This is a genomic window from Rhizobium leguminosarum, from assembly GCF_019798305.1.
In the GTDB taxonomy this organism is placed as follows: Bacteria; Pseudomonadota; Alphaproteobacteria; order Rhizobiales; family Rhizobiaceae; genus Rhizobium; species Rhizobium leguminosarum_U.
In genome coordinates this window covers 273564-298215 of sequence record NZ_JAAXDD010000010.1, presented here as the reverse complement: position 1 = coordinate 298215, position 24652 = coordinate 273564, and the positions used below count along the sequence as shown (strand labels likewise).

Annotated in this window: 24 protein-coding genes; 8 read left to right on the top strand and 16 right to left on the bottom strand. The window is 61.0% G+C overall.

Annotated elements, in window-relative coordinates; translation table 11 throughout:
* Positions 1–318: 318 nt before the first annotated feature.
* The 9 genes from HFO99_RS19860 to HFO99_RS19820 all read right to left on the bottom strand — a co-directional run bounded on the left by HFO99_RS19860 (position 319) and on the right by HFO99_RS19820 (position 9469).
* Complete coding sequence (locus HFO99_RS19860) at positions 319–807, bottom strand: F0F1 ATP synthase subunit B (RefSeq protein ID WP_222253294.1); 489 nt, start codon at positions 805–807, stop codon at positions 319–321.
* A gap of 3 nt (positions 808–810) precedes the next feature.
* Positions 811–1434: a F0F1 ATP synthase subunit B gene (locus HFO99_RS19855; RefSeq protein ID WP_222253293.1), complete on the bottom strand. Its 624-nt coding sequence runs from the start codon at positions 1432–1434 to the stop codon at positions 811–813.
* 77 nt (positions 1435–1511) lie between these two features.
* Positions 1512–1739, bottom strand: a complete 228-nt coding sequence (locus HFO99_RS19850; protein WP_003545854.1) for a F0F1 ATP synthase subunit C — start codon at positions 1737–1739, stop codon at positions 1512–1514.
* Between the two features lie 67 nt (positions 1740–1806).
* Complete coding sequence (locus tag HFO99_RS19845) at positions 1807–2559, bottom strand: F0F1 ATP synthase subunit A (RefSeq protein ID WP_064249094.1); 753 nt, start codon at positions 2557–2559, stop codon at positions 1807–1809.
* Between the two features lie 62 nt (positions 2560–2621).
* Entirely contained in the window at positions 2622–2954 is a 333-nt protein-coding gene (locus HFO99_RS19840; protein ID WP_018070123.1) for an AtpZ/AtpI family protein, read from the bottom strand.
* A gap of 272 nt (positions 2955–3226) precedes the next feature.
* Entirely contained in the window at positions 3227–4456 is a 1230-nt protein-coding gene (locus HFO99_RS19835) for a cell wall hydrolase (protein ID WP_222363098.1), read from the bottom strand.
* Positions 4457–4853: 397 nt separating this feature from the next.
* Positions 4854–6752, bottom strand: a complete 1899-nt coding sequence (locus tag HFO99_RS19830; RefSeq protein ID WP_064249092.1) for a potassium transporter Kup — start codon at positions 6750–6752, stop codon at positions 4854–4856.
* 18 nt (positions 6753–6770) lie between these two features.
* Entirely contained in the window at positions 6771–7748 is a 978-nt protein-coding gene (locus HFO99_RS19825) for a magnesium transporter CorA family protein (protein ID WP_315860488.1), read from the bottom strand.
* Positions 7749–8308: 560 nt separating this feature from the next.
* Positions 8309–9469, bottom strand: a complete 1161-nt coding sequence (locus tag HFO99_RS19820; RefSeq protein ID WP_222363094.1) for an Mrp/NBP35 family ATP-binding protein — start codon at positions 9467–9469, stop codon at positions 8309–8311.
* A gap of 252 nt (positions 9470–9721) precedes the next feature.
* Here HFO99_RS19820 and HFO99_RS19815 point away from each other — a divergent pair, with 252 nt between their 5' ends.
* Positions 9722–10033, top strand: a complete 312-nt coding sequence (locus HFO99_RS19815; protein WP_222363092.1) for a hypothetical protein — start codon at positions 9722–9724, stop codon at positions 10031–10033.
* Here the strand turns inward: HFO99_RS19815 and HFO99_RS19810 are convergent.
* Together HFO99_RS19810 and HFO99_RS19805 are read right to left on the bottom strand one after the other, a co-directional pair.
* The gene (locus HFO99_RS19810) at positions 10026–10760 is read right to left on the bottom strand and encodes a LuxR family transcriptional regulator (RefSeq protein ID WP_164577554.1); all 735 of its coding nucleotides are present in this window, start codon (positions 10758–10760) and stop codon (positions 10026–10028) included. The two genes, HFO99_RS19815 and HFO99_RS19810, sit on opposite strands and share 8 nt — an antisense overlap.
* A 253-nt stretch (positions 10761–11013) precedes the next feature.
* Positions 11014–11811, bottom strand: coding sequence for an IclR family transcriptional regulator (locus tag HFO99_RS19805; protein ID WP_222363090.1), 798 nt, complete (start codon positions 11809–11811; stop codon positions 11014–11016).
* A gap of 99 nt (positions 11812–11910) precedes the next feature.
* Between HFO99_RS19805 and HFO99_RS19800 the strand changes: the two genes are divergently transcribed.
* From HFO99_RS19800 to HFO99_RS19780, 5 genes are all read left to right on the top strand, one after another.
* Positions 11911–12678, top strand: a complete 768-nt coding sequence (locus HFO99_RS19800) for an SDR family NAD(P)-dependent oxidoreductase (protein ID WP_222363088.1) — start codon at positions 11911–11913, stop codon at positions 12676–12678.
* A complete protein-coding gene (locus tag HFO99_RS19795) occupies positions 12678–13595 on the top strand; it encodes a 2-dehydro-3-deoxygalactonokinase (RefSeq protein ID WP_222363079.1) in 918 nt (305 codons plus the stop codon). The genes HFO99_RS19800 and HFO99_RS19795 overlap by 1 nt, the downstream gene beginning before the upstream one ends.
* Positions 13596–13608: 13 nt before the next feature.
* Positions 13609–14250 carry a 2-dehydro-3-deoxy-6-phosphogalactonate aldolase gene (locus tag HFO99_RS19790; RefSeq protein ID WP_222363077.1) on the top strand — a complete coding sequence of 214 codons (642 nt, stop codon included), beginning with the start codon at positions 13609–13611 and terminating at the stop codon, positions 14248–14250.
* Complete coding sequence (locus HFO99_RS19785; protein WP_222363075.1) at positions 14247–15134, top strand: SMP-30/gluconolactonase/LRE family protein; 888 nt, start codon at positions 14247–14249, stop codon at positions 15132–15134. Before HFO99_RS19790 ends, HFO99_RS19785 begins: the two co-directional genes overlap by 4 nt.
* A 222-nt stretch (positions 15135–15356) precedes the next feature.
* A complete protein-coding gene (locus HFO99_RS19780; RefSeq protein WP_222253279.1) occupies positions 15357–15962 on the top strand; it encodes a PRC-barrel domain-containing protein in 606 nt (201 codons plus the stop codon).
* Between the two features lie 70 nt (positions 15963–16032).
* On the opposite strand, the gene HFO99_RS19775 is transcribed toward HFO99_RS19780, so the two are convergent.
* Entirely contained in the window at positions 16033–17397 is a 1365-nt protein-coding gene (locus HFO99_RS19775) for a putative bifunctional diguanylate cyclase/phosphodiesterase (protein ID WP_222363073.1), read from the bottom strand.
* A gap of 153 nt (positions 17398–17550) precedes the next feature.
* Positions 17551–19272, bottom strand: a complete 1722-nt coding sequence (locus tag HFO99_RS19770; RefSeq protein WP_222363071.1) for a response regulator — start codon at positions 19270–19272, stop codon at positions 17551–17553.
* Between the two features lie 185 nt (positions 19273–19457).
* On the opposite strand from HFO99_RS19770, the gene mutL reads away from it, so the two are divergent.
* Entirely contained in the window at positions 19458–21260 is a 1803-nt protein-coding gene (gene mutL, locus HFO99_RS19765) for a DNA mismatch repair endonuclease MutL (RefSeq protein ID WP_222363069.1), read from the top strand.
* A 171-nt stretch (positions 21261–21431) separates the two neighbouring features.
* Positions 21432–21662 (top strand): DUF2093 domain-containing protein, encoded by a 231-nt coding sequence (locus tag HFO99_RS19760; RefSeq protein ID WP_003588271.1) that lies wholly within the window; start codon positions 21432–21434, stop codon positions 21660–21662.
* Positions 21663–21796: 134 nt separating this feature from the next.
* Here HFO99_RS19760 and HFO99_RS19755 read toward each other — a convergent pair whose 3' ends face one another.
* The 3 genes from HFO99_RS19755 to HFO99_RS19745 form a co-directional block, all read right to left on the bottom strand.
* The gene (locus HFO99_RS19755) at positions 21797–22714 is read right to left on the bottom strand and encodes a sugar ABC transporter substrate-binding protein (protein ID WP_222363067.1); all 918 of its coding nucleotides are present in this window, start codon (positions 22712–22714) and stop codon (positions 21797–21799) included.
* Between the two features lie 78 nt (positions 22715–22792).
* A complete protein-coding gene (locus HFO99_RS19750; protein WP_222310384.1) occupies positions 22793–23557 on the bottom strand; it encodes an ATP-binding cassette domain-containing protein in 765 nt (254 codons plus the stop codon).
* On the bottom strand, positions 23554–24612 hold the full coding sequence (locus HFO99_RS19745) for an ABC transporter permease (RefSeq protein ID WP_222363065.1): 1059 nt from the start codon (positions 24610–24612) through the stop codon (positions 23554–23556). The genes HFO99_RS19750 and HFO99_RS19745 overlap by 4 nt, the downstream gene beginning before the upstream one ends.
* Positions 24613–24652: the final 40 nt, after the last annotated feature.

The window sequence follows — 24652 nt, the reverse complement described above, 5'->3', positions numbered from 1 at the left end:
CCCAAGGTTCCTGCAACCACACGGGCCAGATGAAGAGCCGGTTGCGATCCTGCTCCCCACAGTCCCAAACGACTGAGAAGGTGACGATCCGACAACCAGCTTCCGGGCGGGCGGCCACCCGCCCGGAAGCGTTAGTATCCTACATTTTTGTCATCCAAGAAGGTGCCGGCAGGCGGATGAGGGGCACCAGACTGCAGTGGGTTTAACCGAAGATCCGCAACAGATCCTCGGCCCCAAGGCGAGTAAAGACCAAGCCTTGCCAGCTAAAGAAAAGGCCGGGACATGCCCGGCCTTCCCTCTCAATCTTTTCGAAGCTGCTCAGTTCAGCCGCGTCTTGACCTGGCCGACGGCGTTGCCGAAGAGCTCGGACTGGACCTTGGCGTCGGCCCGCTTGGCAAGAACGGTTTCTGCGGCCGCGATTGCGAGATCGACGGCGGCGGAACGCACCGCCTTCATCGCCTCGACCTCGGCCTGCTTGATCTTCTGCTCGGACAGCGCCGTGCGGTTGGCGACGAATTCTTCCGTCTTCTTTTTCGCTTCGGCGGTCAGCATTTCGGCTTCGCGTTCGGCGGCAGCAACGATGTGGGCCGCTTCGGCTTCCGCTTCCTTGCGCTTGCGCTGGTATTCGGCGAGCAGGTGCTGGGCCTCTTCGCGCAGGCGCTTGGCTTCGGCCAATTCATTGCGGATCTGGTCGGCGCGGTCGTCGAGCGACCGTGCCATCATGCCCGGAACCTTCAGGTAGACGACCAGCGCCAGGAAGAGGACGAGGCCGACAAAGGCGAAGAAAGTCGCATCAAGAAATTCCATCGATCAAGCCTCCTTCTTGGCAACCGCAACGGCGGCGGCGACATCGGCCTTGGCGACGGTGCCGCCGATCAGCTGATCGACCACGGCAGCCGCGGTTTCCTCGGCAATCGTGCCGACGTCAGCGAAGGCCTTGGCCTTGATCTCGCCGATGCGGAGCTCGGCAGCCTTGATCTTTTCCGACAGGCTTGCCTCGACAGCGCGGCGATCCCCTTCGGCCTTGGCCTTGGCGGCGTCGCGTGCGGCAGTGCCGATCGCATTGGACTTGGCACGGGCAGCGGCCAGTTCACCTTCATAGGTCCGGACGGCGGCGTCGGCTTCCGCCTTCAGGCGACCTGCTTCTTCCACATCCTGGGAGAGGCGCGTGTGACGCTGATCGAGGATCGCCCCGATGCGCGGCGCGATGACCTTTTGCATGAGCAAATAGAAGACGCCGAACGTGATCACCAGCCAGAGCAGCTGGGACGCGTAGGTCGTCGAATCGAAAGGCGGGAAGGGGCCGCGGGCGTGTCCGCCTTCGGCAACACCAGTCTCGGTATGGACCTCGCCTGCGGCCGGAGCGGCATGCGCATCCGTACCCGTCGCGGCCGCCGGTGCTTCCTCAGCGTAAGCCGGGGTCACAAAAAACATGCTCACCTCCAGGTGGACTGCAAATGCAAAGGATCACGGCTTGCGATCGCAGGCCGTGATCCATCTATTCGCCGATATCAGACGGCGAAGAGGAGGAGGAGAGCGACGAGCAGCGAGAAGATGCCCAGAGCTTCCGTAACGGCGAAGCCGAATACCAGACGGCCGAACTGGCTGTCAGCGGCAGACGGATTGCGCAGAGCGCCGGAGAGGTAGCTGCCGAAAATATTGCCGAGGCCGAGAGCCGTACCGGCCATACCAAAGCAAGCCAGGCCTGCACCGATGTACTTTGCTGCTTCCGCTTCCATGTTGAACTCCTTTGAAATGGTTGTTGCGGCGAATGACTGACGCCCATTGACGTCGTTGTCGTTATCCTTAGTGCCCGCCCGGATGGATCGCGTCATTGAGGTACATGCAAGTCAGCACCGCAAAGACGTAAGCCTGGAGGAAGGCGACGAGGAACTCGAGACCGGTCAGGGCGACCGTCATGATGAGAGGAAGAACGGCTCCACCGACACCGACAGCACCGAGGGCTCCAAGCGAGGCGACGAAGCCTGCGAACACCTTCAGCGTGATGTGACCGGCGAGCATGTTGGCGAAAAGACGAACCGAGAGCGAAATCGGACGGGAGAGGAAGGAGATGATTTCGATGGTGACGACCAGCGGCAACAGAATGCCCGGCACGCCGGAGGGCACAAAGACATTCAGAAACTTGAAGCCGTGTTTGTAGAAACCGTAGACGAGAACCGTGCCGATGACGAGGATCGCCAGCGCGGCGGTAACGATGATCTGGCTCGTCACCGTGAAGAAATACGGGAACATGCCGAGCAGGTTCGCCGTCAGCACGAACATGAAGAGCGAAAAAACCAGCGGGAAGAATTTCATTCCCTGTTTGCCGGCGCCTTCCTTCAGCATATTGGCGATGAATTCGTAAGACATTTCCGCGATGGACTGCGAACGGCCCGGCACGATGGCGCGGTTCGAGGTCGCGAAATAGAGGAAACCCGCGGCGATGGCAGCCGAAGCGGCCATGAAGAGCGATGCATTGGTAAACGAAAAATCAATTCCGCCGATTTCGATCGGCACAATCTTCTGGATCAGGAACTGATGAGTCGGATCGCTAGACACCGCTTGTTCTCTCTCTTTGGCCCGCAGGACGCGGGGTCATTGCACTGGACCGGAACCGGTCCTTATTTCTTGTCGTCGTCCAGGGGATGGGCCACCACCCCCGCAGAACGCATCACGTTCAGAACGCCGGCACAAAATCCGAGAAGCAGAAGAACAATCAAACCCCAAGGCGCCGTGCCAACAAAACGGTCGAGGACATAGCCAAGGACGGCACCGACGACGATTGCGGAAATGAACTCGCTGGAAAGCTTCATCGCCTGGGCATAACCTTTGCGGCTTACCTCGGCACGGGCTTCCCTGGCCTCGTCCTCTCCCGTCTCGACGCGCTTGGTCGCGAGTTTCGCTTCCAATTGCGCACGGCGCTTCTCAAGACTTTCCTCGCGGTCGTCCGCCATGGATCTCTCCTCGCTTTGCCCGTCGCCCGCACTCCCGCTACCCCGGTCATTCGGACCCCGGACGCGAGGGTTGAAACCCTTCCGGCCCGTTCTGAAGTCGCGCGCAACATAGTTTTAGGGATTAGCATAGTCAAGGCGTAGACAGCTTCTGTCCAGTGAGAAAATAATTACATCAAATCAAAGAGATAAATCGTCTCTGGGTCGATCGCGCAAATTCGACGGAAAGAATCCGCTTTTCCGGGCCGGAAATCGGCTTACCCCAGCGATTTGTCTCAGCTCCAGCCGCCGCCATAGGTGCGATAGAAGACATGAAGTCCGATGCGGCCGACCTTTTCCATGGTCTTTGCCCATTTCGGTCTGACATAGACGGCATGATAGTGCGTCGCCGAGCCCACCTGCGGCAGCCAGATCTTGCCTGATGTCACCGCCATCGCCACATCGCGGGCGACTCGCCAGTGATATTCCGAGTTCACCCTGTCCTTGATGCTGTCGCAGGCGAAGGAAAACTGGCAGCGGTTGCGCCAATCCTCGTTCTGATAGACGACGCCGCAGATGGTCTTGGGATAGGAGGGGTTGCGGACGCGGTTGAGGATGACCTGGGCGACGGCCGCCTGGCCCTTCACCGATTCTCCACGCGCCTCGAAATAGATACCGGAGGCAAGGCACTGCTGTTCGCGAGCGGAAAAGACGCTCGGCGCCAGCACGCTTGCGGCCCAGGCATGGTCGCGCGGGCCGATCTCCGGAACGAAGCGGCCGCTGTCCTGTTCGGCCAGGATGGAATCGAAGGGCGATTGGCGGGAATAGTCGGGTGCTGCCGGCGCATAGGCGGTGGCCAGCACATCGGCCTTGTTGCTGGTAATGAGGCTTGCGAGCATTGCCGGCACACCATTGTCGGTCACAACAGACTGCTTCTTATAGAAAGATGTGGCAATCTCGATTTCCTTGCCCTGTATCTTCGGCTTGACGAAGGCCGAGCGGTCCTTGAGATCGAAGCTCGGGGTGAAGAGCATCTTAGTACGCTCGAGGATCGAGCCGGCGGAAAAATCTTTCGGCGGCTGCATCTGCTCGACGGCGACGACCCGGCCTTTCTTGGCGCCGCGGTTGACGCGATCCTCGTCCGGCGTGTCCTCGTGGCCCCTATCCTTGGCTGTGCCCTTGTCCTTGGTATTGAAGGCGACCTTGCGGCCATCGGGCAGCACCATGCCGGCACCGGCAGAGATCGAGCCCGTCACCATCGGCTCGGCGAAGGCGAGTTCGGCCTGGTGGATGGAGCCGGCCGGCGAATTGGTCAGCACCATGCGCCAGTTCTCACCCTCATGATCGAGGCCGGCAAGCATGGCGGCGAGATCGGCATGGGATGCGACGCTCGGGAAAATCAGCCAGCCGGCGAGACCGAAGATGACGGGCGACACCCAATTCTCGGGAATAAGACGCAGCTTGCTACGGGAAGGGCTCTTTCGACGCAACACGGACTCCGGGCATTGAACGCGGGAACATTCCATTGAAAATCCCGCATTAACCTTGATGTCCGGTTAACGGGCTGCACCGAAATGTGACCGTGAGAACTTTTGGATGTTCTAATGTGAGTGATAATTTCGTGTGTTTGGGAACAGCGGTGCGGCACCTCCGGCCTCGATCCCAAGGGATGTCAATGATGAAGCAACAGCAACTTGGTCCAATCTCTCTTGCTCCGGCTACGGAGAAAGGGGACCAAGGCGCCACGACCGTCCTCTTCTCCCCAGCGGGGAGAAGTGCCGGAGCGATAGCGAGGCGATGAGGGGGTGAGCGGCAAAGCCGCGAATGCGCTGAGCGCAAGCGAAGGGCAATGAATGGTGTACCGTGTGGCCCCCTCATCCGACCCTGCGGGCCACCTTCTCCCCGCTGGGGAGAAGAGGGAGCTCAAATAATAACGTGCGAGCCGAGTTCCACCACGCGGTTCGCCGGCAGGCGGAAGTAATCCGAGGGGTTGGCGGCGGCGTTGGCGAGAGCGATGTAGAGTCGGTCCTGCCAGTAGGGCATGCCCGACTTGGCGTCCGGCACCAGCTTGCGGCGGCCGAGATAGAAGGAGGTCGACATGATGTCGAATTTCAGTCCCGTCTTGCGCAGCGTCGCCAAGGCCTGCGAGACGTTCTGCGATTCCATGAAGCCGAAGAGCAGTTCGACACGCGAGAAACGCTCGGAAATCTGCTCGACCCGGTAGCGGTCTTGGCTCGGGACGCGCGGTTTGTTGACCGTGCGGATCGTCAGGATGACGTTGCGGTCGTGAAGCACGTGGTTGTGCTTGAGATTATGCAGCAAGGCGGCGGGGGCGGATTCCGGATCGCTGGTCAGGAAGATCGCGGTGCCCGGAACCTGGGCCGGCGAATGTTCGCTCTTGCGCTCGATCGAGCTGACGAAGGAGGCAAGCGGAATATCGGTGTGGCGGGTCTTTTCCATCAGGATCGCCGTGCCGCGACGCCAGGTCCACATGACGACGGTAAAGGCGGTAGCGATCATGATCGGGATATAGCCGCCGTCGTGGATCTTCAAAAGGTTGGCGCCGAGGAAGATCATTTCGAGCACGACCAGCGGCGCAAGCGCGATCACCGCAACCGGAAGCGACCAATTCCAGCGGGCGCGGACGAATTCGAAGGCCATGATCGAGGTGACGACCATGGCGCCGGTGACGGAGATACCGTAGGCGGTCGCCAGCGCGTCCGATGTTTTGAAACTCAGCACCAGGAAGATGACGCCGATGAACAGCACGGCGTTGACCGAAGGCACGAAGATCTGCCCGGTATTGGTTTCCGAGGTGAAGAGGATTTCCATGCGCGGCAGGAAGCCGAGGTTGATGCCCTGGCGCACCATCGAGAAGGCGCCGGTGATGACCGCCTGGCTGGCGATGATCGTCGCGGCGGTCGCCAGGATGACGACCGGCAGCAGCGCCCATTTCGGATACATCAGATAGAAGGGATCGGACATCGTCGCCGGATTGCCGAGAACCAGCGCGCCCTGCCCGAGATAGTTCAGCGTCAGCGACGGGAAAACCAGCAGGAACCAGGCCCACTGGATCGGACGGCGGCCGAAATGGCCGAGATCGGCGTAGAGCGCCTCGGCGCCCGTCACCGTCAGGAAGACGGCGCCAAGTACGACGACGCCGTAGAAGCCCTCATGCAGCAGGAAGCTAACGGCATAATAGGGATTGAAGGCGGCAAGGATTCCGTAATCGTCGGAGATATGAGAAATGCCGGCGGCGGCCATGACGAGGAACCAGACGGCGGTGATCGGGCCGAAGAACCTTGCAACTGCACCGGTGCCGCGCGATTGCACGACGAAAAGCAGCGCCAGAATCACCACCGAGATCGGCACGATATATTCCGCGAGGCTGGGCGTGACGAGCTTCAGGCCCTCGACGGCCGACAGCACAGATAGAGCCGGTGTGATCATCGCGTCGCCGAGGAAGAGGGCCGCACCCATTAGGCCGAGCAGCATCAGGACGGCGGTATGGCCGTTGGCGGTCTTCATCAGCAGGGCAAGCAGCGACAGCGTGCCGCCCTCGCCGTCGTTGTCAGCGCGCAGCAGGAAGAGCACATATTTGATGGTGACGATGATCGTCAGCGCCCAGATCATCAGCGAGATCAGGCTGATGACTTCAAAACGGGTGACGCCGTCATGGGCCACCGGCTTCAGCGCCTCGCGAAAGGCATAGAGCGGGCTGGTGCCGATATCGCCGTAGACGACACCGACGGAACCCAGCGCGAGATAGAACAGCTTTCGCGGCGTCATATGGCTTTCGTTCGGATGGCTCTCTTCGGACATGAAGTTGCATCAGGCTCCTCAGAGCCAGCCTTTCCAGCGGAAAAAGAAAAAGGGGATGACGGCTGAAATCACCATCAGGGCCAGCGAATAGGGATAACCCGCGACCCAGGTCAGCTCCGGCATGACCTGAAAGTTCATACCATAGATGGAGGCGACCAATGTCGGCGGCAAGAACACCACCGAGGCAATCGAGAAAATCTTGATAATCGAGTTCTGCTCGATGTTGATCAGCCCGAGCGAAGCATCGAGCAGGAAGGTGATGTTGGCGGCGACGAAGGAAGCATGCTCCGACAGCGACTGGACATCGCGCGAGACGGTGCGGCAGAGCTCTTTCGCCTCGCGGTCCTGCTGGATCGCCGGGATCGTGTGAAAGAATGTCAGCAGGCGGGAAAGCGACCCGAGACTGTCGCGCACCTTGCTGATCATCCGGTGATGGCCGGCAATATCGCGCAACTTCTCCTCGAGGTAGTTCGAGGGCTTGCGCACCTTCCTTGCCCGATCGCCGAAGACATGGGTCGACAGGATGTCGATGCGGGAGATGGAGATTTCGAGGATCTCGGCGGTGCGGTCGACGATCGTCTCCAAGAGCTTGGCAAGAAGGGCAGCGCCGCTGCGCCAGTTTTCCGGCAGCCGGTGGAGGGCGGCGATGAACAGCGCAAAGGATTTGGGATGGGCGTAGCGAATGGTGACCAGGCGATTTCCAGCCAGGATGAAGGCGACATCGGTCAGCGTCGGCACGTCGGTGTCAGCCTTCCAGAGCAGCGAAGCGGTCATGAAGACGGCATCGCTTTCGACATAGAGACGGGCGGAAGGCTCGATATCCTTGAGATCGTCGCGGGTCGGGACCTCGATGCCGAGAACCTTCTCGACATAGAGTTCCTCGTCGCGGGTCGGCTCGATCATATCGATCCATACGACATCCTCGGGAAAGGAGGTGGCTTGCGACAGATCGCGGATCTCGACCGACTTGCAATTGGAACAGTAAGCGGTAATCACCGGTAGTCTCTCCGGCTGCATCCAACCTCAACGGCCGGCATGCGCATTGTGCTCAACTGCATCGCAGTTCCCAATCCTTCGATCGACAAGACATCTCCGAACTTGCAGGCGGGCCGGACCTTTCGAAACGAGGACGGCCTCATTGAGCATCTGCAGCAAAACGCCATCATGGCGCCGCGGCATATGAAGCAAAGCCGTGAAATAATCAAGACATCTTACGTGAAGCGCGGCTTTTCACCACGTTTCCCCCACAATTTGGGGTTTCGGCCGCGGTGATTCGGCTCGCCAAAGCACCTCGCATCGAACCCGATTCATGCGACGCGCGTCAGCTCTTTTGATTTATGCATGCCACTATCCCGGAACCGCTGCACACTTCCGGGCGGCATGCATTTTGTTTTATGCATGCCGTTATCCCGGAACCGCTGCACACTTCCGGGCGGCATGCATTTTGTTTTATGCATGCCGTTATCCCGGAACCGCTGCACACTTCCGGGCGGCATGCATTTTGTTTTATGCATGCCGTTACCCCGGAACCGCTGCACACTTCCGGGCGGCATGCATTATTCGAAGACGATCGCCGGCGCCGGGCGCTGGGACTGGCCGGCGAGCTGCTCCCAGACCTTGGCGGCGATGCCGCGATAGATGCCGGCGACGATGCCGTTCGGCTCGGAGGCGACGAGCGGCGTGCCGGCGTCGGAGGTTTCGCGGATGTTCATCGTCAGCGGCACTTCGCCGAGGAACGGCACGCCGATGCGCTCGGCCTCCCTGCGGGCGCCGCCATGGCCGAAGATGTCGTAACGGGTGCCGGTATCGGGGGCGATGAAGTAACTCATATTCTCGACGATGCCGAGCACAGGCACCTCGACCTTGCGGAACATGTTGAGGCCTTTGCGGGCATCGATCAGAGCGAGATCCTGCGGTGTGGAGACGATGACGGCGCCGGCAAGCGGCACCTGCTGGGCCATGGTCAGCTGCGCGTCGCCGGTGCCGGGCGGCATGTCGACGACCAGGACGTCGAGCTCGCCCCAGGCGACTTCGCGCAGCATCTGCAGCAGCGCCGACTGGACCATCGGCCCGCGCCAGATCATCGCCGTCTCCTCGTCGACAAGGAAGCCCATCGACATGACCTTGAGGCCATAATTCTCCATCGGATTGATGATGCGGCCGTCGATCTGCGTCGGGCGGCCCGATATCTTCAGCAGGCGCGGCATCGAGGGACCGTAGATGTCTGCATCGAGAATGCCGACGCGAAGACCGTTGGCGAGCAGGCCGAGTGCAAGATTGACGGCGGTGGTCGACTTGCCGACCCCCCCTTTGCCCGAGGCGACCGCGATGATCGCGCCGATGCCGGGCACACCGATCTTGCCGGCGCGCGGCGGCTGTTGAGGGGCGTGAGCCCCGTGATCGTGGCCGGCATGGCCGTGCGGCGGGTTCGGCCCAGGGCGGGCAGCCGCAGAGGCGACGGCGGCCTTCTTGTCCGCCGTCAGTGTGACGAGGGCACCCTTGACACCCGGCATTTCCTTGATGACGCGCTCGGCGGCGAGCCGCATCGGCTCCAGCTCCTTGGCGCGATCGGCCGGGACGGTGATGGAGAAATAAACCTTGCCGTCGGAGATGAAGACGTCGGAGACCATGCCGAGCTCGACGATATCGTGCTCGAGATCCGGTCCACGCACGGTCTTCAGCGTTTCGAGAACCTGTTCCTTGGTGACGTCGGTCATTCCACCCTCACTGCTTCTTCTTGCAGATCACAAATAGTGGAGACGGAAGCCTTCGCCAAACAAAATCATCGCGAAGAAAATCGATTGCCGGCTTGCTGGACGGAGCGCTGACCAAAAGAGGGCCGGGGAATTGGCAATCCGTTGCGGCCATCAAGTCCGCCGGGCTTTCGCCCTGATGGCCGCAACGGTCTCCCCGAGAACCGGCGCAATCCGTGGCGAACTAGCGCAAGCCGAAAAAAAGACCAGAGAAAAGTGAACAAGGAAGATGAAATCGCCAACAGCTGCGAAAAAAGCGGTGCCAAAACGCAACAACCGGCGCCGACACCGAAGGGCCGGGAGAAAAGCGGCATCGGCGTCGGGCAGCGGTGTGTCGGCCGCGCCATTTCCTGGCGCTGGTCTCAAAGTCCCCTCTGGACCTCTCGCAGAAGACATGCAGAAAGCGTGCCAGATGAAAAATCAGCAAAAAGAGCGCAAAAGCGCTTGCGGCAGCCCCTCAGCGGGAAAGGTATGCCTACGCGCTGGGCGGCTTCGAAATCAGTCGGTTGTTTTTTGCAACTTATTTGATCAGGCCGATGCGCAACGCCTTGGCGACGGCCTGGGTGCGGTTGACCGTGTCGAGCTTCTTGGTGGCGCGGTTGAGGTAGTGATTGACCGTGTGCTCGGAGAGGGTGAGGATTTCGGCGATTTCAGCACTGGTCTTGCCGGCCGCCGTCCAGTTGAGGCAATCGATCTCGCGGTCGGTCAGCGTGTCCGTCATGCGCGTATCAAGGTTGCGGATCTCCGCAAGCCTGTCGAAGACGTGGATGGCGATGTAGCACAGCTCGCGCATCTCCGCCGGATTGAAGGGCTCGCGGTCACCAGCGAAAGAGACGGCGCCACGTAGGCCGGAAGGATCATGCGCCGGGAAATAGGCGCAGCGCATCATCTTGAAACGTTCGAACAGCGAGGCAACGAGAATGGACTTGCCGTCGTCCCGCGACCAGTTCTGGCGCGACATGTCGTAGAAGAAGGGCCGCGCGGATGTTCTGAGGCGCCTCAGAACCGGACTGTTCACCATCAGGCCTTCCTGGTCGTAGAGAGCCAGAAGCTCGGCCGGCCAACTGGTAATGACGGTGCTGCCCTGAAGATCGAAGGAGGTGATCGGCGGCAGGTTGAGAACCATGAAGGCACGGCTGCGATAGGCTTCCGTTACCCGTTTCATGAAACGGAAAATATCGAACTGGGTCTTCAGGCCCGCTATTTCCTGAACATAATCGTCTTCTTCCGTGGACGTTTGCGACAAGGGTGCCATCACATTTCTTCATCTTCGGCACAGCGGCCGTCAAACCGTTTGCGAAACCTGCCCGCTATGGGTGTTTCGATTGCATCGGGGAACGACGATCGCTGGTGGAATCGGCTTCAGCGTTGAGCATTCGGCCGGTGACTGGTTGTAGATTTCGCGGACCGTTCTAGTTGTGGTGATTCGTCGGCAAATCTCAATATCGCGCTCATCATAAGCATGCTCTGCGATCGCGTCCAGCAGCGGGCCGATTGTGATTTTTTCCTCAGCGGCGCGGACCGAGACGGACGCGCATGCCTTCCATGATCCTCCCAGCCGCCAATTGAACCGGAACGGCCCACTGGTGCAGAAGTTCCATCGACAACCGATAGGCCGGGCCGGTAATCGAAATGCCACCCATAAAGGTCCGATCCTCCGACCAGACGGGTGCGGCAACGCAGCGGATGCCGGCCTCATGCTCCTCTCGGTCGAAGGCATAGCCCTGATCGGCAATCTCGCGGATTTCGGCAAGCAGCGTTTCGCCTGAGACATGGGTCGAGGCGGTAAAGCTGGTGAAGCTCAAGCCGGCGACGAGATCGACAAGGCCTTCGGCCGGCAGCAGCGACAAGGCGGCTTTGCCGACGCCGGTGCAATAACAGGGCGAGGCATTGCCGATCTGCGAATACATGCGCACCGGTTGACGGCCTTCGACCTTATCGAGATAGATGATCGACTGTCCGCGGAGAACGCCGAGGTGCACCGTTTCGCCGGTCGCCCGCTGCAGATCGGCGAGGTGCGGCTCGGCGATCAAGCGGAATTCGTTGCGCGCCCAGCTGCGCGCGGCGAAATCGAGCAGGCGCAAGCCTGGCGCATAGCGGCCGTCACCATCGAGCTCGATCAGCCCTTCCTCCACCAGGTGGCTCAGCTGGCGATGCAGCGTGCCGCGCGGCTGGCCGGCGAGAGCCAGGACATCGGTGAAACGCAGCGGCGCATCCGCATGGGTGACAAGATCGAGCAGAACCATCAGTTTGCCGAGTGTGCCGGTCTCGCGCGCGCGTGCTGAGCCGTCGCCGTTTGAATTCATCGCTTCATCCACCCTTGACAGAAAGGGCAGCATAATTCGATAATTCCATATAGTCAAATTAAGTTCCAAATAATGGAACAACAATACGGTCCGGTGACCATGATGCCAGCTGCACAATTTCCCGAGTTCAAAGACCGAGCCGTGCTGGTCACCGGCGGTGGATCGGGCATCGGTGCTGCGATCGTCGAAGGTTTCGCGCGCCAGGGCGCCAAGGTCTCGTTCATCGATATTGCTGAGGCCGCAGGCCGCGAGCTCGCCGAACGGCTGTCGCGGGAGACCACGCATCCGGTCTCCTTTCACCATGCCGACCTGCGCGACATCGAGGCGATCCGGCGCACGGTCGATACCGTCATTGCGAGCTCAGGACCGATCCGCGTGCTGGTCAACAATGCCGCCTGGGACGACCGCCATGAATTTGACGCGGTGACCGAGGCTTATTGGGACAATAACCAGGCGGTCAACCTCAAGCATGTGTTCTTCACCTCGCAGGCAGTCGTGCCGTCGATGCGGACGGCCGGCGGCGGGGCGATCATCAATATGTCGTCAATCGCCTTCAAGCTGAACATGGGCGGTTTTCCCGCCTATGCGGCCGCCAAGGCAGCGGTCGTCGGGCTGACGAAGAGCCTGGCGGGCAGGCTCGGGCCGGAGAATATTCGGGTCAACTGCATCCTGCCCGGCATGGTGGTCACAGAGCGGCAGATGCAGCACTGGCTCACCGAGGAGAGCATTGCGCGCTCGATCGAGGACCAGTGCCTGAAAGTCGCGCTCAAACCCGATGCGATCGTCGGTCCCTGCCTGTTTCTTGCATCCGACTGCGCGGCGGCGATGACCGCCCAGTCCCTGATTGTCGATGGAGGCGTTCTGTAATGGCAAATCCCGCTTATGTCGCGGTGGACTGGGGCACCAGCAGCTTCCGGCTCTGGCTGATGGGCAGAGACGGCACCGTCCTTGCCGAACGCCGCAGCGGCGAAGGCATGACGAGCGCGGCAAAGACCGGCTTTTCCGCCGTGCTCGCCAGCCATCTCACCGCCATCGAGGCGCCGGAAAACCTGCCGGCGATCGTCTGCGGCATGGCCGGCGCAAGGCAGGGCTGGGTCGAGGCCGGTTATATCGACGTGCCCGCCCCGCTTGCCTCGATCCTGACCGGGGCGGTCTCCGTGCCAGGCGAAAGCCGCGACATCCGCATCCTGCCGGGCCTTGCCCAGCGGGACATCGCGATGCCCGACGTCATGCGCGGTGAGGAAACCCAGCTTCTCGGCGCGCTTGGCCGCGCAAGCTCGGGGGCGCAGGCGGTCTGCATGCCCGGCACGCATTCGAAATGGGTGCATGTGACGGACGCCAAGGTCACCGGCTTTTCGACCTTCATGACCGGCGAGCTTTTCGACGTCGTCAGCAAACACACGATCCTTTCGCATGCCGTTGCCGGCGCGGGAGAGCAGCCGGCGGATGCGCCAGCCTTCGAGGCGGCGGTCTCGGCCGCTTTTGCGCGCCCGGCCCTTGCCTCCAACCTGCTGTTCACTGCCCGCTCGGGCCAGCTCCTTCACGGCATATCAGCCGCTGCCGCGCAAGCCCGGCTTTCCGGTACGCTGATCGGCCTCGAAATCGCCGGCGCGCTGCAGGATGCGGCAAACGGCACCGACATCACCCTCGTCGCCTCCGGGCGGCTGCAGGCACTTTACGAACAGGCCTTCATAACCCTCTCCCTTGCCTTCACCGCCATCGACGCCGACGCCGCCGTGCGCCGCGGGCTTTCGGCTGCCGCCGAAGCCATCTGGCCGAATTGAGAAAGCTGACACGATGAACCGCATCCCCTTCCCCGACATGAAGCGCCCGCTGATTGCCATCCTTCGCGGCATCCGGCCTGACGAGACCGAAAGCGTCGTCGGTGCTCTGATCGAAAATGGCCTGACGGCGATCGAGATTCCGCTCAACTCGCCGGAACCGTTCAAGTCCATCGAGATCGCCGCAAAGATGGCGCCGGCCGAAGTGCTGATCGGCGCCGGCACGGTCTTGACGATCGAGGCGGTCGACAGCCTGCATGCGGCTGGCGGCAAGCTGCTCGTCACCCCGAATGTCGAGCCTGAGGTGATCATCCGGGCGCGTGAATACGGCATGGTGACGATGCCGGGTGTCTTTACGCCGACCGAGGCGCTGGCGGCAGCGCGCGCCGGGGCCACCGGTCTCAAATTCTTTCCGGCCAGCGTGCTCGGTCCTTCCGGCATCACGGCGATCCGGGCAATCCTGCCGCCGGAGCTGATGATTGCCGCCGTCGGTGGTGTGTCGGACAAGAATTTCGGCGATTATACCAAGGCCGGCATCCTCGCTTTCGGTCTCGGCACCAGCATCTACAAGCCAGGAATGACCGCATCAGAGGTTGCCGAGCGCGCCAAGGCGACCATTTACGCCTATGATGCAGCCATTGGGAGCGTGAACGTATGACCGATATTTATGAGTTCGAGGGCAAAACACTTTGCAACACCAATTCCGTTCTCGGCGAAGGCCCAACCTATGATCCGGACGGCAATACCGTCTGGTGGTTCAACATCCTCGGCAAGGAACTGCACGAGCTCAACCTTTCGACGGGAGCGAAAAGGGTGCATCCGCTGCCTGTGATGGCGAGCGTGCTTGCCCGCATCGACGCCGGGCGGCAGCTGATCGCGACGGAACAAGGGCTTTTCGTGCGCGACGTGGCAAGCGGCAACCTCACCTTCTACGCCGCGCTCGAAAACGACAGGCCGGAAAACCGTTCGAACGACGGCCGCACGCATCCTTCCGGCGCGCTCTGGATCGGCACGATGAGCAAGCGGGCGGAAAACCAGGCCGGCGCCATCTATCATGTCGCGAGCGGCAAGGTGACGAAGATTTTCAACGGCATCAGCATCCCGAATTCGATCTGCTTCTCGCCTGACGGCACGATCGGCTATTATACGGATTCTCGCATCAACCGGCTGATGCGCGTCATGGTCGATCCGCTGACCGGGCTGCCCTCGGGCGAGCCGATCGTGCTTGTCGACAGCATGAACGAGCCCGGCGACATCGACGGCTCGGTGGTCGATGCCGACGGTTATATCTGGAATGCGCGCTGGGGTGCGGGTGTCGTTGACCGCTACAATCCCGATGGCCTGCGCATCTCGCGCTACAAGGTTCCCGCCGTCCAGCCTTCCTGCCCTGCCTTCATCGGCGTCAATGCCGACCGGCTTGCGGTAACGACCGCCTGGGAAGGGCTGGATGAGGACGCCCGGTCGGCGCAGCCCAGTGCCGGCGCGCTTCTGGAACTCGGCATCGACGTCAAAGGCGTGTTCGATCCCGTCTATGGGATCTGAACACGGGGTGTCCGAGGCCATCTGAGGCGCTCCCCGACCGGGGCGCCTTATCGGGTTTTGGTGGCAGCTCTTCGATAAATGTTCCGTGAGAATCGAGAAATTTTCCGTGTTCTCAACCGGAACCAATCGGCCCACCACTCATTTTCCTTTCGAACCGGCGCGGCAATCAAATAGGCGTTGCCGGGTCAGCGATTACTCCAGGGAAATGAAAGTAGGTTCGAAATGACACGCAAACTCTTGACGACCGTTGCCGCTGGCGCACTGTTTGCCACGGCTTTCGCACCGGCGGCATTTTCGCAGGCGGCCCCGCAGCCAGCGGATCCCGCCGCTCCGACCCAGGCAGCTCCGGCCGACCCGGCAGCACCTAAGCCGATGACGCCCGATGTCACCAAGCCCGCAGGCGATGCCGCACAGGCTCCGGCCGCAGCACCGACCGCAGACACGGCTCAGGCCGGCTATCTGACGGAGCAGGCTCCGGATCAGATCAGTGCCAACACCTATATCGGCCAGTCGGTCTATAACGGCAACAATGAAAGCATCGGCAGTGTCAACGATCTTATCATGAAGAAGGATGGTGGAATTGTTGCTGCGATCGTCGGCGTCGGCGGTTTCCTCGGCATCGGCGAAAAGGATGTCGCCGTCCCGATGGAAAAAATCACGATTGCCCAGAACACCCAGGACGGCAGCGTCAAGCTGACGACCAGCGAAACGTCTGAATCGCTGAAGGCCGCACCTGAGTTCAAGACGCTGGCAATGCTGGCGGCCGAAAAGGCTCCGGCTGCGACCGGTACCGATACCACGGCGACCGGCTCGACCACACCTAAGTAATCCGTGCGCGGTAGTATAGCGCAGGCGATGGCGCTCTCAGGGGCGCCATCGTTTTTGGGGCGCCAACGTTTTATGCGCTGACACGCTCCATCATGTTAGGATCGTAGTAGTTCTCGTGCAGGAAGCGTAGCGTGGCGATACCATCGGCCGGACGGCCGAAGTGATAGCCTTGGCCCATGCCGCAGCCGAGCATGCGCAACTTCACTGCCTCCGCATAATCCTCGATGCCTTCCGCCACAACCTCCAGCTCCAAACCCTCGCACATGGTAAGGATCGCCTTGATGATGTGTTCGGAGGCGCGATCGGAATTGATGCGCGAGACGAAGGCACGGTCGATCTTGATCTTGTCGAAGATGAAGTCGCGCAAGCGCCCGAGACTCGACTGGCCGGTGCCGAAATCGTCAAGCGAGATACGCACACCGGCGGCGCGCAGATCGGCGATGATGCGATGAGCGGTATCGGCCGAACTCATCACCGCGGTCTCGGTGATCTCCAGCTCCAGGCGATGCGGATCAAAGCCAACGCGGCCGAGGATCGACAGGACGCTGCTGCTCGTGCCCGGATCCATCATCTGGGCCGAGGAAAGATTGAACGACAGAAAGAGTTCGCGCGGCCAGGAAAGTGCGGCTTCGGCGGCTTTGCGCAGCAACGCCTCCGATAGCGCATCGATGAAGCCGCGCTCTTCGGCGAGCGGCACGAAGACGCCGGGCGACACAAAGCCGAGATCGGGGTCGTTCCAGCGGGCGAGCGCCTCGAAGCCGACGACCTGATTGTTGGATAGCGAGACGATCGGCTGGAAATGCACGTCGATCGCATCCGAGATGATGGCGTTTCTGAGCGCCTGCTCCAGTTGCGTCGCGCGTTTCATTTCCTGCGCGATCTCGCGCGAATAAACGGTGATCTGGCCGCGACCGCGGCGCTTGGAACGGTACAGGGCGGTTTCGGCGCTCTTCAGCAGTTCCTCGCAATCCTCTCCGGCGAACGGATATATGGAGAAGCCGAGGGAAGCGGAGAGACGGACGTTGCGGTCACCGAGGTCATAGGGGGCCGATAGCACCTCGCGGATCATCTGGCCGAATTTCTCGGCACTCGCCCGCTCGAAAATCAATGGCAGCACGAAGGCGAATTCGTCACCATCGTGGCGGGTAACAAGCGCGCCATCAGGAATACAGGCCCTGAGACGATGAGCGACCTGGCAGAGGATTTCATCGCCGGCTGTCGAGCCGAACAGGTCGTTGATCGGCTTGAAGCTGTCGAGGTTGACGATGCCGATGGTGAAGGGAGCCGGATCGCTGGCGCGCTCGGAAGAGATCTGCAAGACCTTGTCCCGCATACGATTGCGGTTTCCCAATCCGGTCAGCGGATCGGTGTAGGCCATCGCCTGAAGCTCATTCTGACCCACGGTCAAGAAAGCTATCTCCGCCGATTTCATCATGCAAACCCGAGCTTTCCTCCGGAACCAAACAGAAGAATGACCGGCAGGTCTTAACAATTCGATAGGAAATCAGCGGCGTAACCGCTTGAACCTCCCCAAAATCTCTGGAGTTGACGGGTATTTTGGCGCCTGCACACTTTTGTGCGACATGCTTCAGTTTCGGGCTCGCATGGCCTCACTCATTAGATATTTCTGAAATACAGTTTCCAGCATGTCAGGGCTGACGGGTTTCATGATGACGTCGTCCATGCCTGATTTGACGCATTCGGCGCGGTCGCGCTCGAAGGCCTGGGTGAGCACGCCGATGATCGGGGTGCGGGTTCCGTCTCCGGTTTCTTCCATCTGCCGGATGAGGCGGGCGGCCTCGAAACCGTTGAAACCCGGCAGGGAAATATCCATCAGTACGATCTGCGGCCGGTGCTCGGCCCAGAGGCGCACGGCCTCGTCGCCGGTCGCCGCAAGCATATGGCGGTAGCCGAGGCCTTCGAGGATCTGCGAGAAGACGATCTGGTTGATATCGTTGTCTTCGGCGACAAGAATCTGCAGGCCGACCACGTCGTCGGACGTGCTGATTTCCCAATCTGCATCCGAACCGGCGGCGCCGCGGCTGTTGCGATTGAAATGGCGGGCGATCTGGAATGTGAGCTCGTTGGCGATCTGGAAGCCGTCCATGACGAGCGCCGGGATGCCGTATTGCTCGGCAAGCTCGAGGCAGCGCATACCCATCTGGTTGTCGATGATCAAAAGATCGAGCGAGATGCCGGAGGAGGTGGCGATTTCCAGGAACCGCTCCTCTTCGTCCTCGCCGCGGACCGAGCAGGATTCGAAGCCGTATTTCGTCAGTGTCCGCAGCGCGGCTGTCTCGGCCGCAAGGTCGGCGGTAACGACGAGGACCTTGCGGCCGGAGAAATTCTCCGGAACAATCGCTTCCATCGCCGCTGGTTCGCGCCGCTCGACGCCGGTTGGTACCGGCACATAGGCCCGGCGATAGCTTTGATTGCTGGAGGCGGTGATCGCGGACGCTTGGCCGAACTCGTCGAGATCGGCGCCGTCGCGCGGCAGGTCCTGCATGGTCGACACCAGGAAATAGCGGCCGGGCTTGCCGATGCGGTGCTTGCGGCTGACGATGTCGCGCTCGATGCCGTCGCGGGAGATCTGACGCTGGCGGGAGACGGACATCTCGCCGGTCTCCAGCACGTGGCGATCGCTCTCCTCGAAGCGCTTGGCGATCTCCTCTGAAAAAAGATCTCCGCTCTTGCGGCCGAGTACCTCGTCGGCGCTCGTCTGATATTTCTCGCAGAAGGCGAGATTTACCGCGACATAGGTAAGGTTGCGATCCTTGACGAAAAGCGGAAACGGCAGATTGTCGAGAATGTCCTCGGTGAGCTGCACGCGCTCCAGATCGGAGCGCCATTGCTCTTCGCGCTTCTTGTTCTCGGAAATGTCGGAGATGATGGTGACGCCGTAGCCGCCCGGCAGCCTGCGCTTGACGAAGCGGACCCAGCTGTCGGTGCCATGGCGCTCGACGGCGTCGAAGCGTTCGCGCCAATGCGAGGCGATTTTCTCCGACAGCCAGTCTTCGCGGCTGAGCGAGCCGCCCCGCCTGATATCATACTGCTGGCGAATGCCGGTGTCGTACATTGCGCCGAGGAAATCGCGAAGCCGCGTGCCCGGCTTCAGCATTTCGGCGGACAGCGGAAAGTATTCGAGGGTCTGGCGGCTTGCGAAGATGAGATGATCGTTCTTGTCGTAGATGATGAAAGCTGCGGAAAGGCTGTCGCACACCACATCGAAAAGCGCCGTCTGCAGATCGGCCTCGGCGGGAGCCCCATCGATTTCTGATGATGTGTCCGCCTTTTCGAAGCCGGCACTCATTCTATTCCGTCCCACATCTGTTCGATTTCGCAGCTTCCGGAGGTATGTGAATAGAAATGCCATTTTTATGTTAAAACCGGCTTAACGTTACCTACCCCCCACATTTGGGGAAGCCCCCGGATCACGGTTCTGGAAAGCGCATCGAAACCCCTTCCCTCCGGCCCGCGAATCCCCGAAAATAGCCCATGGCCATCAGACAGCTCTCCGAAACGCTCATCAACCAGATCGCCGCCGGTGAAGTCATCGAACGGCCGGCGAGCGCTGCCAAGGAACTGATCGAAAACGCGCTCGACGCGGGCGCGACGCGCATCGAGATCGCCACATCAGGCGGCGGCAAGGCGCTGCTGCGCGTCAGCGACAATGGCTCGGGCATGGACGCGGCCGATCTGGAACTGGCGGTCAGGCGCCACTGCACTTCGAAGATCTCCGAGACGCTCGAGGATATCCGCACGCTCGGCTTCCGCGGCGAGGCGCTGCCCTCGATCGGCTCTGTTGCAAGGCTCAGCATCGCAAGCCGCAGGCGCGACAGCGCCGGCGGCCACGAGATCGCCGTTGCCGGCGGCAAGATCGCGCATATCAGGCCGGCTGCCGCCAATCCCGGGACGATCGTCGAAGTGCGCGACCTGTTTTTTGCTACACCGGCCCGCCTCAAATTCCTGAAGACGGAGAAAGCCGAGGCTGGCGCCATCACCGAGATCGTCAAGCGCATGGCGATCGCCTTTCCGGCCGTGCGCTTCGTGCTGTCGGGCTCGGACCGCACGACACTCGAATTTCCGGCGACCGGCGACGACCATCTGGCGCGCATGGCGCAGGTGCTCGGCAAGGAATTCCGTGACAACGCCATTGCGCTCGACGCCGTGCGCGAAGAAATCTCGCTCACCGGCTTTGCCGGCGTTCCGACCTTCAACCGCGGCAACTCCGCCCATCAATACGCCTTCGTCAACGGCCGGCCGGTGCAGGACAAGCTGATCCTCTCGGCGATCCGCGGCGCCTATGCCGAGACGATCCCATCCGGACGCCATCCGGTGGCGGTGCTGTCGATCACGCTCGATCCCGCTCTCGTCGACGTCAACGTACATCCGGCAAAATCCGACGTGCGGTTTCGCGACCCGGGCCTGGTGCGCGGCCTGATCGTCGGCGCCATCCGCGAGGCCTTGGCGCGCGACGGCAGCCGGGCGGCGACGACCGGGGCGAGCGACATGCTGCGCTCCTTCCGCCCCGGCTTCCAGCCGAATAGCCAGCGGCAGCAAACGGCATGGTCGGCCGAAACGTCGCCCTCCCGGCCCTATCAGCCGACAACGGGTTTCGGCGAGCGGCACCAGGCGTCCTTCGACGGACTTTCAATGCCGACGGCGCGAGCCGAGCCGCAGTTTTCGCCGCAGCCGGCAGCGCCCGAACCAAATGCACGGTATCCGCTCGGCGCGGCGCGGGCGCAGATCCACGCAAACTACATCGTCGCCCAGACGGAAGACGGGCTCGTCATCGTCGACCAGCATGCCGCGCATGAGCGGCTGGTCTTCGAAGCGATGCGCAAGGCGCTGCATTCGAAGCGGCTGGCCTCGCAGGTGCTGCTCATCCCCGAGATCATCGATATTCCGGAAGAGGATTGCGACCGGCTGATGCAGCATGCCGCGGAGCTTTCCAACCTCGGTCTGGCGATCGAGCGTTTCGGCCCCGGCGCGATCGCCGTGCGCGAGACGCCTGCCATGCTCGGCGAGGTCGATGCGCATGGCCTGATCCGCCAGCTCGCCGACGAGATTGCCGAATGGGACACGGCGTCCGGCCTGTCGGCCAAGCTCGAATATGTGGCGGCAACCATGGCCTGCCACGGGTCGGTGCGCTCCGGACGGCGATTGCGGCCCGAGGAAATGAACGCGCTGCTCCGGGAGATGGAAGTGACGCCCGGCTTCGGCCAGTGCAATCACGGCCGGCCGACCTATATCGAATTGAAGCTCAGCGATATCGAGCGGCTTTTCGGCAGAAGCTAAAAAAGCTGGAAAAGCAATCCTTGCGGGAGTATGGCAGACTGAAGCGTGTCGCGATCTTTCAGATTCGCTTGCCACGCTTTAGGTTTTTGATGTTCCGCATGTCGTGATCGCAAAACCGCGGCACACTTTTGCGCGACATGCTCTAATGACAGACGGCAGGGAACGGAGCGCATGAATTTGTTCGAAGGGCACGGAAACCGCGAGGCGAAGATCCGATATCTCGATGGCGATTTCCAGATTCTCTCGCCCGGCTCCTATGTCGTCTGCGCGATGACGGGAAAACAGATCCCGCTCGACGAGTTGCGCTACTGGAGCGTCGCCCGGCAGGAACCCTATGCCGACGTGATCTCGGCAATCGAAGCCGACAAACGCGCCGGCGTGCTGCCGAACCAGCGGCGCTAGAACAGGATGATTCTAGGCCAGGCCGGCCGTCCTGATAGAAGACTGAAATCTGGGCACAACGAGCGGTCACACCTCCGACCCGCCCCACGAAGGACGGGCCGTTTGCGTGATCCGATGCCCACAGGGGCAACGGTTCACTCGAATTTCGCCATATTCTCTGGCGTCACGAGCGCAGCGCCGGAATCGATCAAAGACTCAACCTTCTCTCCGCGAATCGATTTTACCAGCGCATCCACACCAAGTTCAGCCATCTTGGTAGGGAACTGCGCCACCGATGCATCCTCGACTCCACTCTTCAGCGCTTCCTCTTCGCCGCAGCAGAAGTCGAAACCGACCAGCACAATCTTGTCATTGGCAGTGCCAGCGTTCTTGATTGCGCGCGCCGCGCCAGCAGCGGGCGGGCCGCAAGCGGCATAAATGGCCTTGAGATCCGGGTTTTTCGTGAGCAGATCCTCAGCGACACTGATCCCGAGCTCTTCGGTGCAGTTTGTTGCGCCTTTCCCGACGATCTTGACGTCAAGGCCGTTCAGCCCTTCAAGCATACCGTTCACGCGGTCATCAAGCGCCGGCACACCGGGCACGCCCTCGAGAATCCCGAGCGTGTCGCCGGCTTTAAGAACAGTTTTGAGATATTCGCCGGCGATTTTGCCCGCAGCGAAATTATTGGTCGTGGCAAGCGCCGTCCTGCCTTTCCAATCCGGAATGTTGTTGTCCATCAGCACGACCTTGACACCGGCCGCCACCGCCTTGTCCAGCGCAGTGGACACGGTAGGATCGACGGGCGTGAGGGCAATGCCCTGCACGCCTCGTGTCACCATGGATTCGATCTGTGCAATCTGGCCCTCGATGTCGGTTGCTGAGGTACCCTGCCCGTAGATGATCTCGACGCCGGGATTTCTCTTCGCATAATCTTTGGCGGCGTTCTCCATTGTTGCGAAGAACGGTACAGGGAATTTGGTTATAAAGCCGAGTTTGACCGGCTCCTGCGCCAAGACCGGCACAGCAGCGACGGCCAGGAGCGCAAGAGCTCCCAGCAGGGATTGCGGTTTCATGATAGACCTCCCATGTTTCGACCGCCCTCCTCTAGAGCGATCTCGTTGTCCGCTGCCCCAACGAAGCAGCGATCTCCCTTAAGCCTCGGCGCCGACAATCATCGCGACAACGTCCTGCTTGTTCGCTTCAGTCGGCTTCAGTTCACCCACCTTGCGACCCTGCCGCAGCACAACCGCCCGATCGGCGATTTCGACGACATGCTCCATATTGTGCGTGATGATGATCACGGCATTGCCGTCGGCCTTGAGCTGATGGATAAGGTCAAGAACCTGGCGAGACTCGCGAAGACCGAGGGCGGCCGTTGGTTCGTCAAGGACCACCAGCTTGCGCGCAAAAACAATGGCGCGCGCCACCGCGATAGCCTGTCGCTGCCCCCCGGACATCAGCGCGACCGGCGCGTCGAATCTCGGCAGTTTAACCTTCAGGCGATCGATGACACTTGCTGCCTCCCGCTTCATCGCGCCCGTGTTGAGGAAGCGGAGCGGACGCGGCAGCCAGGAGGGGAAAGAGATTTCTCGTCCGCAATAGAAATTCTGTACCGGGGTCAGGTTGTCGAAAAGCGCCAGATCCTGATAGACGGTTTCAATACCGGCGCGGCGGGCGGCCGCCGTTGAATGGAGCGATACGGGCGCACCATCCACGAGGATCTCTCCTTCGTCGAGACTATGAAGCCCACTGATGCATTTGACGAGCGTCGACTTGCCGGCGCCGTTGTCACCCAAGAGAGCGGTTACCTCACCTGCATAGGCATCGAAGCTTACATTATTCAGGGCATGGATGGCGCCGAAGCGCTTCTGGGCGTTTCGAACCGAAAGTGCCGGTGTGGTAGATGCAGGGTTCATTGCACTCTCGCCGATTGAAGCACACGCGCGCGCGCCTCGAGATGGTTACGAAGCACGTCGGCCTCTACGGCGATGACGATGACCAGCCCGATCGCGATCATTTGGAAGAACACGTCGACCCCGAGAAGGTTAAGGGCGTTGCGGATGACGCCGATCAGCACGGCGCCGATCAGCGCGTGGCCGAGATGGCCTCGTCCGCCAAGGAAGCTGGCGCCGCCGATAATCACCGCAGCAATCGTGTCGAGCTCCAAAAGATTGCCGTAGATTGGCGAGGCGGCGGCGGTCCGTCCTGCGAGCAGCACCGCGCCGACACCTGCACAAAAGCCGCAAATTATGTAGGTTGCGAGCAGAACGCCCTTTACCGGTATGCCCATGCTTCTGGCGGCATTCGGCGCGCCGCCGACGGCATAGATCCATCGGCCAAAGACCATCGACTTCGTCAGGATCAGAAAAAGAAGCCCGAACATCGCAACGGCAAAGAAGGAATTGGGCACACCAAGCGTCGTACCGCCGCCGATTGCAGTCACTGCATCGGGCATCCCGCGCATGGTGGTGTGACCGGGCGCCAATGCAAGTGCCAGGCCGCGGCAGATACTCAAGGTCGCAAGTGTAATGATAAAGGGGTGTGGCAGACGGCCATAGACAAAGACCAGGCCGTTGACCGCACCGACTGCAGCTCCGGCAAGCAGCATCGCCATAATGACGACGATCGAGGAATCAACCTGCTGGTAGACAAGTCCGCCGATGACTGTTGCTAGCGCAAGATTCGAGCCTACAGACAGGTCGATGCCGCGCGTCAGGATAACGAGCTGCTGCCCCATTGCCACAACAGCAATCACTGCTGTCTGCGCCAGGATGTTCCCGAGGTTAACGGGCTTTAGAAAAGCCGGCGTGATCAAACTGACGACGGCGATGAGCATAATCAGGATCAATAGAGGGCCCAGGCTCAATAGCCTCAGCCCCAACGTGATGCCGGATTGTCTCGGATGGAAGGCTGCATCCTGCGAACCACCAGGCCGCGACGAATTCTGAGGCAGAATCCCGGAGTCTTCCAAATTCCCCTAGCCTCCCCCGTTTTTTATACATAAGAAACAT

Coding starts and splice junctions, on each gene's coding strand:
- HFO99_RS19790 (WP_222363077.1), top strand. CDS start 13,609: ATGAACCGCATCCCCTTCCCCGACATGAAGCGCCCGCTGATTGCCATC.
- HFO99_RS19860 (WP_222253294.1), bottom strand. CDS start 807: ATGGAATTTCTTGATGCGACTTTCTTCGCCTTTGTCGGCCTCGTCCTC.
- HFO99_RS19800 (WP_222363088.1), top strand. CDS start 11,911: ATGATGCCAGCTGCACAATTTCCCGAGTTCAAAGACCGAGCCGTGCTG.
- HFO99_RS19750 (WP_222310384.1), bottom strand. CDS start 23,557: ATGAACCCTGCATCTACCACACCGGCACTTTCGGTTCGAAACGCCCAG.
- mutL (WP_222363069.1), top strand. CDS start 19,458: ATGGCCATCAGACAGCTCTCCGAAACGCTCATCAACCAGATCGCCGCC.
- HFO99_RS19820 (WP_222363094.1), bottom strand. CDS start 9,469: ATGACCGACGTCACCAAGGAACAGGTTCTCGAAACGCTGAAGACCGTG.
- HFO99_RS19785 (WP_222363075.1), top strand. CDS start 14,247: ATGACCGATATTTATGAGTTCGAGGGCAAAACACTTTGCAACACCAAT.
- HFO99_RS19850 (WP_003545854.1), bottom strand. CDS start 1,739: ATGGAAGCGGAAGCAGCAAAGTACATCGGTGCAGGCCTGGCTTGCTTT.
- HFO99_RS19835 (WP_222363098.1), bottom strand. CDS start 4,456: ATGGAATGTTCCCGCGTTCAATGCCCGGAGTCCGTGTTGCGTCGAAAG.
- HFO99_RS19770 (WP_222363071.1), bottom strand. CDS start 19,272: ATGAGTGCCGGCTTCGAAAAGGCGGACACATCATCAGAAATCGATGGG.
- HFO99_RS19855 (WP_222253293.1), bottom strand. CDS start 1,434: ATGTTTTTTGTGACCCCGGCTTACGCTGAGGAAGCACCGGCGGCCGCG.
- HFO99_RS19780 (WP_222253279.1), top strand. CDS start 15,357: ATGACACGCAAACTCTTGACGACCGTTGCCGCTGGCGCACTGTTTGCC.
- HFO99_RS19755 (WP_222363067.1), bottom strand. CDS start 22,714: ATGAAACCGCAATCCCTGCTGGGAGCTCTTGCGCTCCTGGCCGTCGCT.
- HFO99_RS19775 (WP_222363073.1), bottom strand. CDS start 17,397: ATGATGAAATCGGCGGAGATAGCTTTCTTGACCGTGGGTCAGAATGAG.
- HFO99_RS19840 (WP_018070123.1), bottom strand. CDS start 2,954: ATGGCGGACGACCGCGAGGAAAGTCTTGAGAAGCGCCGTGCGCAATTG.
- HFO99_RS19760 (WP_003588271.1), top strand. CDS start 21,432: ATGAATTTGTTCGAAGGGCACGGAAACCGCGAGGCGAAGATCCGATAT.
- HFO99_RS19830 (WP_064249092.1), bottom strand. CDS start 6,752: ATGTCCGAAGAGAGCCATCCGAACGAAAGCCATATGACGCCGCGAAAG.
- HFO99_RS19805 (WP_222363090.1), bottom strand. CDS start 11,811: ATGAATTCAAACGGCGACGGCTCAGCACGCGCGCGCGAGACCGGCACA.
- HFO99_RS19795 (WP_222363079.1), top strand. CDS start 12,678: ATGGCAAATCCCGCTTATGTCGCGGTGGACTGGGGCACCAGCAGCTTC.
- HFO99_RS19810 (WP_164577554.1), bottom strand. CDS start 10,760: ATGGCACCCTTGTCGCAAACGTCCACGGAAGAAGACGATTATGTTCAG.